Origin of the sequence: Streptomyces silaceus (genome assembly GCF_001419745.1) — a bacterium.
GTDB classification, from domain to species: domain Bacteria; phylum Actinomycetota; class Actinomycetes; order Streptomycetales; family Streptomycetaceae; genus Streptomyces; species Streptomyces silaceus.
The window spans coordinates 1-10,001 of sequence record NZ_LIRJ01000007.1; the positions used below are offsets into that span (position 1 = coordinate 1).

Annotated in this window: 9 protein-coding genes; 7 read left to right on the top strand and 2 right to left on the bottom strand. The window is 73.0% G+C overall.

All coding sequences use genetic code 11. The features are described 5' to 3' along the window. Positions 1 to 290 precede the first annotated feature (290 nt). The 6 genes from AOK22_RS00860 to AOK22_RS00885 all read left to right on the top strand — a co-directional run bounded on the left by AOK22_RS00860 (position 291) and on the right by AOK22_RS00885 (position 6,683). The gene (locus tag AOK22_RS00860) at positions 291 to 602 is read left to right on the top strand and encodes a hypothetical protein (protein WP_055696570.1); all 312 of its coding nucleotides are present in this window, start codon (positions 291 to 293) and stop codon (positions 600 to 602) included. A 76-nt stretch (positions 603 to 678) separates the two neighbouring features. After that, on the top strand, positions 679 to 1,515 hold the full coding sequence (locus tag AOK22_RS00865) for a hypothetical protein (RefSeq protein ID WP_055696571.1): 837 nt from the start codon (positions 679 to 681) through the stop codon (positions 1,513 to 1,515). Further along, positions 1,515 to 3,464, top strand: coding sequence for a fumarate reductase/succinate dehydrogenase flavoprotein subunit (locus AOK22_RS00870; RefSeq protein WP_055696572.1), 1,950 nt, complete (start codon positions 1,515 to 1,517; stop codon positions 3,462 to 3,464). The genes AOK22_RS00865 and AOK22_RS00870 overlap by 1 nt, the downstream gene beginning before the upstream one ends. Continuing rightward, on the top strand, positions 3,461 to 4,231 hold the full coding sequence (locus AOK22_RS00875) for a succinate dehydrogenase/fumarate reductase iron-sulfur subunit (protein ID WP_055696573.1): 771 nt from the start codon (positions 3,461 to 3,463) through the stop codon (positions 4,229 to 4,231). Before AOK22_RS00870 ends, AOK22_RS00875 begins: the two co-directional genes overlap by 4 nt. A 184-nt stretch (positions 4,232 to 4,415) precedes the next feature. Continuing rightward, positions 4,416 to 5,660 (top strand): alpha/beta hydrolase family protein, encoded by a 1,245-nt coding sequence (locus AOK22_RS00880; protein ID WP_055696574.1) that lies wholly within the window; start codon positions 4,416 to 4,418, stop codon positions 5,658 to 5,660. A gap of 102 nt (positions 5,661 to 5,762) precedes the next feature. Next, positions 5,763 to 6,683 (top strand): hypothetical protein, encoded by a 921-nt coding sequence (locus AOK22_RS00885; RefSeq protein WP_055696575.1) that lies wholly within the window; start codon positions 5,763 to 5,765, stop codon positions 6,681 to 6,683. Positions 6,684 to 6,708: 25 nt separating this feature from the next. On the opposite strand, the gene AOK22_RS00890 is transcribed toward AOK22_RS00885, so the two are convergent. Both AOK22_RS00890 and AOK22_RS00895 read right to left on the bottom strand, forming a co-directional pair. After that, the gene (locus AOK22_RS00890; protein WP_055696576.1) at positions 6,709 to 7,143 is read right to left on the bottom strand and encodes a VOC family protein; all 435 of its coding nucleotides are present in this window, start codon (positions 7,141 to 7,143) and stop codon (positions 6,709 to 6,711) included. 62 nt (positions 7,144 to 7,205) lie between these two features. After that, complete coding sequence (locus tag AOK22_RS00895) at positions 7,206 to 7,880, bottom strand: SMI1/KNR4 family protein (RefSeq protein WP_055696577.1); 675 nt, start codon at positions 7,878 to 7,880, stop codon at positions 7,206 to 7,208. A gap of 125 nt (positions 7,881 to 8,005) precedes the next feature. Between AOK22_RS00895 and AOK22_RS00900 the strand changes: the two genes are divergently transcribed. Beyond that, the coding region (locus tag AOK22_RS00900) for a TPM domain-containing protein (RefSeq protein ID WP_055696578.1) at positions 8,006 to 10,001 on the top strand (1,996 nt) is incomplete at its 3' end.

A 10,001-nucleotide genomic window follows, 5' to 3' on the forward strand; every position in this document is an offset into this window, starting at 1 on the left:
CAGATGTGTATAAGGGACCGCCCGTGGACGGTGGGCCGGGGCGGCCGCGGACGGTGGGCGAGGGGCGCTCGCGGGGTGCCGTCGCAGACGTACACGGACGGCGGGCGTACACGGCCGGCGGTCACGAGCGGTCACCGTCGGTCGAGGTCGGCGCGATCGGCGCGTGATCCGGCGCATTCACCGTGCCCGATCCGGTAATCGGTGCAGATCCCTTCACAAGCCGGGATGTGACGCGCGACACTCGCAGGCGCATGAGCGTTGCCACCGCACACCTGAAGTGAGGGCAAGTCATGGCTCTGCACGATGAACTGACGGCCGTTCAGCGATGCGTGGACGACTTGGTCCGCACGGTCGGCCGGCTGGAGCAGCAGGCCGGCGACGCGCTGGCGGGCGTCGATCTGCGCCGGGTGCGCACGGACGCCGACCGGCTGCGCGAGAGCGTCGCCCTGCTGCGCGCGTCGGCTCCGCCGCCCGCGCCCCGCGAGGAGCACCGGCCGGAACTGGTGACCATCCCCGACACGCCGTACGACCGCGCGCTGTGGACGGACACCGGCGATCTCGACGACGAGGGCCTGGGCGCCCGCGACCGTCACGCGCCCTGACCGCGCCGCCGCACACCCGCAGAGCCACGCCCAGTACCTCTTCCCCGCTGCCCGAGGACGAAGGAGTGGACCCTCGTTGGCCACCGGCACGGAACCCCAACCGAAAAGCGGACCGGCCCCCGGCGGCGGCGTGCGCGACGGCACGCGCGCCGCCATCGGCGCTGCCCATCTGCGGACCGACCGCTGGTGGCTGGCGCCCGCGGCGACCGCCGCGGGACTGCTCGCCTTCGTCGTCTACTCGACCTGGCGGGCCTTCGCGAATACCGACTACTACCAGGCGCCCTACGTCTCGCCGTTCTACTCGCCGTGCCTGGCGGAGAACTGCGAGCCGATGCGGTCCGGGCCCAACTGGGAGATCTTCGGCAGCTGGTGGGGCCTGTCCCCCGCGCTGCTCATCCTGATCTTCCCCCTCGGCTTCCGACTGACCTGCTACTACTACCGCAAGGCCTACTACCGAGGCTTCTGGGCGTCGCCTCCGGCCTGCGCGGTGGCCGAACCGCACAAGAAGTACTCGGGCGAGACCCGCTTCCCGCTGATCCTGCAGAACGTCCACCGGTACTTCTTCTACGCCGCCGTCCCGGTCGCGTGCATCCTCACGTACGACACCGTGCTGACGTTCCGCGACGAGCACTACGAGTGGGGGCACATGGGTCTCGGCACCCTCGTCTTCCTCGTCAACATCGTGCTGATCTGGGCGTACACGCTGTCCTGCCATTCCTGCCGGCACATCGTCGGCGGCAAGCTCAAGCACTTCTCCAAGCATCCGGTGCGCTACCGCATGTGGCAGTGGGTAGGCAAACTGAATGCCCGTCACATGCTGCTCGCCTGGGCGTCGTTGGTGAGCGTGGCGCTCGCCGACTTCTACGTGTTCCTGATCTCCAGCGGCGCCTTCGACGATCCGAGGTTGTTCTGATGTCTCAAGTGGAGCGACAGCAGTGGGACGTCGTCGTCGTGGGGGCCGGCGGCGCGGGCCTGCGGGCCGCGATCGAGGCGCGCGCCCGGGGCGCCCGCACGGCCGTGATCTGCAAGTCCCTGTTCGGCAAGGCCCACACGGTGATGGCCGAGGGCGGCATCGCGGCCTCCATGGGCAATGTGAACTCCGGCGACAACTGGCAGGTCCACTTCCGCGACACGCTGCGCGGCGGCAAGTTCCTCAACCAGTGGCGGATGGCCGAGCTGCACGCCCGTGAGGCGCCCGACCGCGTCTGGGAGCTGGAGACCTGGGGCGCGCTGTTCGACCGCACCCCGGACGGCCGGATCTCGCAGCGCAACTTCGGCGGGCACGAGTATTCGCGCCTCGCGCACGTCGGCGACCGCACCGGACTCGAACTGATCCGCACGCTCCAGCAGAAGATCGTCTCGCTGCAGCAGGAGGACTACAAGGAGTTCGGGGACTACGAGGCACGCCTGAAGGTCTTTCAGGAGTGCACGGTCACACGGGTATTGAAGGAGGAGGGCACGGGCCACGGCGACGCCGGGCGGGTCTGCGGCACCTTCTGCTACGACCGCGAGTCCGGCCGCTTCTTCGTCCTGGAGGCGCCGAGCGTGGTCCTGGCGACCGGCGGCATCGGCAAGTCCTTCAAGGTGACGTCCAACTCGTGGGAGTACACCGGCGACGGGCACGCGCTCGCGCTGCTCGCCGGGGCGCCGCTGCTGAACATGGAGTTCGTGCAGTTCCACCCGACGGGCATGGTCTGGCCGCCGTCGGTCAAGGGCATCCTAGTCACCGAGTCCGTGCGCGGCGACGGCGGGGTCCTTCGGAACTCCGAGGGCAAGCGGTTCATGTTCGACTACGTCCCCGACGTGTTCAAGGAGAAGTACGCGCAGTCGGAGGAGGAGGGCGACCGCTGGTACGACGACCCGGACCACAACCGCCGGCCTCCCGAGCTGCTGCCCCGCGACGAGGTCGCGCGCGCCATCAACGCCGAGGTCAAGGCGGGCCGCGGCTCGCCGCACGGCGGCGTGTTCCTCGACGTGTCGACGCGGATGCCCGCCGAGGTCATCAAGCGCCGGCTGCCGTCCATGTACCACCAGTTCAAGGAGCTCGCGGACGTCGACATCACCGCCGAGGCGATGGAGGTCGGGCCGACCTGCCACTACGTGATGGGCGGCATCGCGGTCGACTCCGACACCGCGGCCGCGCGCCGCGTGGCCGGTCTGTACGCGGCCGGTGAGGTCGCGGGCGGCATGCACGGGTCCAACCGCCTGGGCGGCAACTCGCTCTCCGACCTGCTTGTCTTCGGGCGGCGCGCGGGGCTGCACGCGGCCGAGTACGCCGCGGGGCTCGACGCCAGGCCCGTGCTGGACGAGGTGCAGATCGACACCGCGGCCGCCGAGGCGCTGCGCCCCTTCAGCGCCGAGGGACCCGAGGACGGGGCGACGCCGGAGAATCCGTACACGCTCCACCAGGAACTGCAGCAGACCATGAACGACCTGGTCGGCATCATCCGCCGCGAGGCCGAGATGGAGCAGGCCCTGGAGAAGCTCGCCGAGCTGCGGGTGCGGGCCAGGCGAGCGGGGGTCGAGGGCCACCGCCAGTTCAACCCGGGCTGGCACCTCGCGCTCGACCTGCGCAACATGCTCCTGGTCAGCGAGTGCATCGCGCGGGCCGCCCTGGAGCGCACCGAGAGCCGCGGCGGCCACACCCGCGAGGACCATCCGGCGATGGACCGCGAGTGGCGGCGCGCCAATCTGCTCTGCCAACTCGCGGATCCCACCGGCGGGTTGGCGGCGACCGACCCGGTGCGCGGCCAGATCGACCTCGTACGGGTGCCCACCGAGCCCATCCGCCCGGACCTGCTGGCCCTCTTCGAGAAGGAGGAGCTGGTCAAGTACCTGACTGAAGAGGAGCTGTACGAGTGAGTTCGTACGACGCGCGATTCAAGGTCTGGCGCGGTGATCTCGACGGCGGCGACCTCATGGACTTCAAGGTCGAGGTCAACGAGGGCGAAGTCGTCCTCGACATCATCCACCGGCTGCAGGCCACCCAGGCGCCGGACCTCGCGGTGCGCTGGAACTGCAAGGCGGGCAAGTGCGGTTCGTGCTCGGCGGAGATCAACGGCAGGCCGCGGCTGATGTGCATGACGCGGATGTCGGTCTTCGACCGGGACGAGGTCATCACGGTGACGCCGCTGCGGGCCTTCCCCGTGGTGCGGGACCTGGTGACCGATGTCGGCTTCAACTACACGAAGGCGCGCGAGGTCCCGTCGTTCGTGCCGCCCGCGGGCCTCGGGCCCGGCGAGTACCGCATGCAGCAGACGGACGTGGACCGCTCGCAGGAGTTCCGCAAGTGCATCGAGTGCTTCCTGTGCCAGGACACCTGTCACGCGGTGCGCGACCACGAGGAGAACAAGGAGGCCTTCGCCGGGCCGCGGTTCCTGATGCGGGTCGCCGAGCTGGACATGCATCCGCTGGACGCGGCGGCGGAGTCGGGCCTGGACCGCAAGCGCACCGCGCAGGACGAGCACGGGCTGGGCTACTGCAACATCACCAAGTGCTGCACGGAGGTCTGCCCCGAGGGCATCAAGATCACGGACAATGCGCTGATTCCCTTGAAGGAACGGGCCGTCGACCGCAAGTACGATCCGCTGGTGTGGCTGGGGAACAAGATTCGGCGGCGGACGGAGTAGGGCCGGGCGGGCGGTCGGGCCCCTGATCAGGGCCCGGCCAGGGGCCTGAGCAAGGACCCTGGTCAGGGGGCTGGTCGGGCCCCCGGTCAGGGGCCCGGATCAGGGTTCTGGGGGATATCCCCCAGGCGGGATTTCCGCGATTTCCCCCATGGTCGCGGATGCGCGGGACGATCAGCATGGAGACATGACTTCTCGCGCTTCCTTGACTCGTCGTTCGCTGGTCGGGCTCGCGGCCGCCGGGCTCGCGGTGACGCTGCTCCCCGTGCAGGGGACCGCGACCGCCGCCCCGCCGCCGCGGCCCGCCGGCGCCCCGGCCCAACTCCCCGCGCCCACAGGTCCGTACGAGATCGGCACCGTCTCGGCCCGGCTCGTCGACCGGTCGCGGCACGACCCGTGGGTGCCGTCGCGGCCGTACCGCGAGCTGATGGTCAGCGTCTGGTACCCGGCCGCGTCCGGGGCCGCGTCCGGGGCCGGCGAGCGGCACCCTCGCGCGGACTACATGGCGCCGGGCGCCGCCGCCCGCTGGGACGCCACCTCGCCGCACGGCATCCCCAAGGGCGCGGTCGACTTCGCGGCCACGCGCACGCACGCCCGGGAGGGCGCGCCGGCCGACACACGCGGCGGGCGGCACCCCGTGCTGGTGTACGCGGCGGGCTCGGGCGACCCGCGCACCTGGGGCACGGCCCTGGTCGAGGAGCTGGCGAGCCGCGGCTATGTCGTGGTGACCGTCGACCACACCTATGAGAACCCCGGGGTGCAGTTCCCCGACGGCTCGGTCAAGGACGACGGGCCGCTGCGCGAGGCGCTGGAGGAGGCGCAGAAGAACGGCACCCTGACGGAGCTGCTCAAGAAAACGCTCGACGTCCGGGTCGCCGACTCCACGTTCGTCCTGGACAGCCTCGGTTCGCTGCCCCACGGCCTGTCGAAGGCGGTCGACCCGCGGCGCGTGGGCATGGTCGGCCAGTCCGCGGGCGGGATCGCCGCGGCCGAGACGATGTACGAGGACAGGCGGGTCAAGGCCGGGGTCGACCTCGACGGCACGCTGGAGTTCAACCCCGAGCCGAACGGCACGAACCTGATGCCGGTGGCGGAGCACGGCCTGGACCGCCCCTTCCTCCTGATGGGCAGCGACCGCCCGACCGAGCCGTCCTGGCGGTCGTTCCTGTCCCACAGCACGGGCTGGCAGCGGAACCTGACGCTCAAGGGCTCGCGGCACCAGTCGTACACGGACCTCTCCGTGCTTCTCCCCCGGTCCGGGGCGGACCGGAAGGTGGTCGAGGAGAACATCGGCACGATCGACCCGGCGCGGTCGGTGGCGGCTCAACGGGCGTACGTGGCCTCGTTCTTCGACCGGTGGCTGAAGGGGAAGGACGACGGACTGCTCGACGGGCCGTCGGCCGCGTACCCGGAGGTCGAGTTCACGGACTGAGCCGCTGCCCGTCCTCCCCCTGAGACAGGCCTCCGCACGCGGCTCCGGCGAGTCTTCCGCTCCGGCCCTGCGCGGCGGGGCCCTTGTGCCACACTGCCGCGCATGCGTCTACCCCGCACCTCCCGCCCCTTCACGGCCGTGCTGCTCGCCGGTGCGCTGAGCGCGGGCGCGACCTCCTGTTCCCTGCCCGGTGACGACGGCGCGGGCGGGGGCACGGGTCTGGAGCGCGCGCTCGGCGCGGTCCCGGCGTCCGCCGCGGACCAGGCGGTGACCTACCGGGACGTACGCACCGTGCGCCGCTTGGTCGCCGAGGACCCCGGGCTGTACCGGGGGCTCGACGGCTTCGGGATCCTGGAGGTCGCCCAGAGCGGCTACACCGGCGGGAGCGTCCGCGCCGACTGGGGCTTCGGCGCGAAGGACGTCCGCGCCTCCGTCCTGGTCGGCGACAGTTCGTTGCTGACCGGCGAGTTCGACACGGACGCGGTGGCGCGGGCGATGCGGAAGCAGGGCTACAAGGCCTCCGACACGGACGGCGGCACCCGCTACAGGAAGCGCGGCGAGTCCGGTGTCTACGACGTCTCGGAGTCGGCCCGCGTGGCCCGCCGCTCGCACGTCGCGCTGCCCCTGACCGCGCCCGACGACTCCCTGCGCGACGTCAAGGCGTACGCGGCGGTCGCCGACTGCCTGGGCGACGTGTACGAGGCGACGTACTACGCCGAGCGCCAGGACGCCGACACCGTGCTCTTCGCGATCGGCGGCCGCCTCGGCAAGGACGGCAGGTCCTCCTCGGAGACCCTGTGCGCACGGGCCGCCTCGAAGAAGGCCGCGGCCACCACGGCCGCGAAGCTCCGCGAGAAGACGGCCCCCGGCGAGCGCTACGCGGGCTCGGAGGTGACCGTCGGCGAGGGCGACACCCCCATGATCACGATGACCTGGAAGAACCGCCCCGAGTCCGGCCTCCGCCCCGCCGACAACGACCGCACGAGCGAACTCCCGGGCCTGCTGGCCTGGGGCCGCGCCTGAGCATCCGCGCGGCCCCGGCCCGCCCTCAGTCCAGGCAGAACTCGTTGCCCTCCACGTCCTGCATCACCAGGCACGACTCGTTCTCCTCGTCCGCTGCCAGCAGGCGGACGCGGGAGGCGCCGAGGGGGAGCAGGCGGGCGCATTCGGATTCCAGGGCCGCCAGGCGTTCCTCGCCCACGAGGCCGGTGCCGACGCGTACGTCGAGGTGGAGGCGGTTCTTGACGGTCTTGCCCTCGGGGACGCGCTGGAAGAACAGGCGCGGGCCCACGCCCGTGGGATCGCTGCAGGAGAACCACGCGTCCCGGTCCTCGGGAGGCAGGGAGGCGTTGTAGGCGTCCCACGTGTCGAAGCCCTTCGGGGGCTGCGGCGCGACGTACCCCAGCACCTCGCACCAGAAGCGGGCGACGCGCTCGGGCCGCGCGCAGTCGAAGGTGACCTGGAACTGCTTGATCGAAGACATCGGCGCACCCTAGCAGGGGGGTCGCGGTGCTCATCTGCCGGTGGGGGCAGGGGTGTTGGCGCCTATTTTCCCTCCGGCGCACGGCTCGCCTCGCGTTCCGCGTGGGTCAGCCAGTGGACGTACCACTGGGCGAACGTGACCCTCGCCGTGCTGTTCAGGAACGCGAAGGGGATCACGCCCTCCGCCGCCGCTCGGGCGTCGTGCCACATCGTGCCGCGCTCGGGGCCGGTGAGCGCCATCAGCGTGTAGTAGCCGCAGCCCTGGTCGCTCATGTGGAGCGCGCCGTCGGTCAGTGCCTCCAGGAGTTCGTCGTCGCGCCGGTCCCAGGCGGCGTAGTCGGCGCGGAACCGGTCCGCCTCCTCGGTCGAGTCGCCGTACGCGGCGCGCCGCGGCTCCGCCGACTGGTGCGCGTCCCACTCCGTGGTGCGCTCGGGGCTGAAGAGGCGGGCGGAGCCGTCCGGAGCCGAGGGCTCGGGGGCGTCCGGGTCCACCGGGAACAGGCCGTAGTCCGGACCCGCCCCACCGGCCCCCACCTCCAGCAGGAAGCTCCGGTACTCCGCGGGGAACGTCACCCCGCGCCGCCGCTCCACCGCGTCCACCTGCTCCTCGGTGAGGACCGGGCGCAGGACGAAGCCATGGCCGTGCCCCTGGAAGTCCGCGCCGAACACCGCCCGCCAGTTGGGCGCCTCCCGGAGCGCGAGCACGCGCTCCCTGATGCCCGTCCAGTCCCCGTCCACCGCGTTCCTCCCCCGTTCCCGCCGCCCCGGCCGGCACCGGCCGGGCTCATGGTCACCGTACGGGTCCGCCGCGGGGCGCCGCCTCCGGGTCGCGGTGCCCGGAATGCCGCCATACGCTCCCCCATGTGACGCCGCCCACGCACAGAGCCGCGCGGGCAGCCGCGGCCGCGGTGGCCGTGCTGCTCGCCTGCTTCCCGCTGCTGTGCCCCGCGCCCGCGCTCGCCGAAGACCCGGTCACGCTCTCCCGCGCCGGCCAGCTCACCGACAGGTCGGACGCCCTCGGGGACCGCAAGGAGGCCGCCGAGCAGGCCCTGGACCGGCTCTACGACGACCGCGGCGTCCAGCTCTTCGTCGCCTACGTACGCGACTTCTCCGGCCGCTCCGCGCAGAGCTGGGCGGACGCCACCGCCGAGCGCAACGGCCTCGGCCTCGACGACGTGCTCCTCGCCGTCGCGACCCACGACCGGCAGTTCGCCTACTCCGTGAGCGACGCCTCGCGGCTGACCGACGCGCAGCTCAGGGACGTGGCCACCACCGCGATCAGGCCCGCCCTGCGCGAGAACGACTGGGCGGGCGCGGCCATCGGCGCGGCGAACGGCTACCGCGCGGTCCTCGCGGGGCAGCCCGTGCCGACGCCCTCGCTCACCCCGGGCCCGGCCGACCCCGGCGCCGCCGCGGGCGGCGACTCGGTGGCCGGTGACCTGGTGCTCCCCGTGGTGGCGGCGGGCGTGGCCGGGGTCGCGGCGACGGTCGCGTACAAGCGGCGCAAGAAGCGCGTCACCACCCGCACGACGCCCGGCGGCGGCTGGGGGCAGCCGGCGGGCGCGGACGTCACGCCGCTCCCCGAGCTCGACAAGGAGGTCCGGCGCCTCCTCGTGGAGACGGACGACGCGGTCCGCACCAGCGCCGAGGAACTCGGCTTCGCCACCGCCCAGTTCGGCGAGGACGCGGCCCGGCCCTTCAGCGAGGCGCTCGCGTACGCGCGCTCGGAGCTGACGGCGGCGTTCCGGCTGCGGCAGGAGCTCGACGACGCGTTCCCCGAGGACGACGCGACCAGGCGCCGCATGCTCGACGAGATCGTCGCGCGCTGCACGGAGGCCGGCCGCCGCCTGGACGCCGAGACCGCGGGCTTCGACGAGCTGCGCGCCCTGGAGAAGGACATTCCGCGCGCGCTCGAACACGCCGAGACGGTGTTCCGGCAGGTCGCGGGCCGCACGGGCGCCGCCGACGACACGCTCGCCACGCTCCGTACGGCGTACGCCCCCACCGCGTCGGCGGCCGTCGTGGGCCACGTCGAGCAGGCCAAGGACCGGCTCGTGTTCGCCACCACCCACCTCAATCGGGCCCGCCAGTCCCTCGACGCGGGCGAGAGCGGCGCGGCGGCGGTGCATCTGCGCGCCGCCGAGGGCGCCGTCGACCAGGCCGGCACGTTCGTGGACGCCGTCGACCGGCTCGCCGGCGAGCTGGCGCTGGCCGCCGAGAAGCTGCCGGGCGCGCTCGCCGAGTCCGAGGCCGACCTCGCGGACGCGCGCGGCCTGCTCGACGGCACCGCGGACGGCGTCTCCACGGCCGATCTGCGGGGCCGGGTCGCCCGCGCGCAGGCGGTCGTCACCGAGGTGCGCGGGCAGCTGTCGGCGGGGCCCCACGACCCCATCGACGCCCTGCGCCGGGTGGAGGAGGCCGACGCCGCGCTGGACGAAGCCCTCGCGGGGGCGCGCGAGCGCGAGGTCGCCGACCGCCGCTCCCGCGCCCTGCTCTCCCAGGCGCTGCTGACCGCGCGCAGCGCCGTCGGGGCCGCCGCGGACTACGTCACCACGCACCGCGGCGCCGTCGGCAGCGAGGCGCGGACCCGCCTGGCCGAGGCCCAGCGCCATCTCGCGCAGGCGGAGGCCGGCCAGGAGGGCGACGCCGCCGCCGCGCTCGCCGCGGCCCAGCAGGCAGACTCCCTGGCCCGCCGGGCCCAGCAGCTCGCCGAGCGGGACGTGCGCGGCTACGGCAACCCCTACGACGGCCTCGGCGGCGGCGGTGGCCGGGGCGGCGGCATGGGCGGCGCGGTGCTCGGCGGCATCATCCTCGGCGAGCTCCTCGGCGGCAGGGGGCGTTCGGGCGGGGGCTACGGAG

What these genes read in the sequence shown, in the direction of transcription:
- AOK22_RS00870 (WP_055696572.1), top strand. Translation starts at nt 1,515, where the DNA reads ATGTCTCAAGTGGAGCGACAGCAGTGGGACGTCGTCGTCGTGGGGGCC.
- AOK22_RS00890 (WP_055696576.1), bottom strand. Translation starts at nt 7,143, where the DNA reads ATGTCTTCGATCAAGCAGTTCCAGGTCACCTTCGACTGCGCGCGGCCC.
- AOK22_RS00880 (WP_055696574.1), top strand. Translation starts at nt 4,416, where the DNA reads ATGACTTCTCGCGCTTCCTTGACTCGTCGTTCGCTGGTCGGGCTCGCG.
- AOK22_RS00860 (WP_055696570.1), top strand. Translation starts at nt 291, where the DNA reads ATGGCTCTGCACGATGAACTGACGGCCGTTCAGCGATGCGTGGACGAC.
- AOK22_RS00885 (WP_055696575.1), top strand. Translation starts at nt 5,763, where the DNA reads ATGCGTCTACCCCGCACCTCCCGCCCCTTCACGGCCGTGCTGCTCGCC.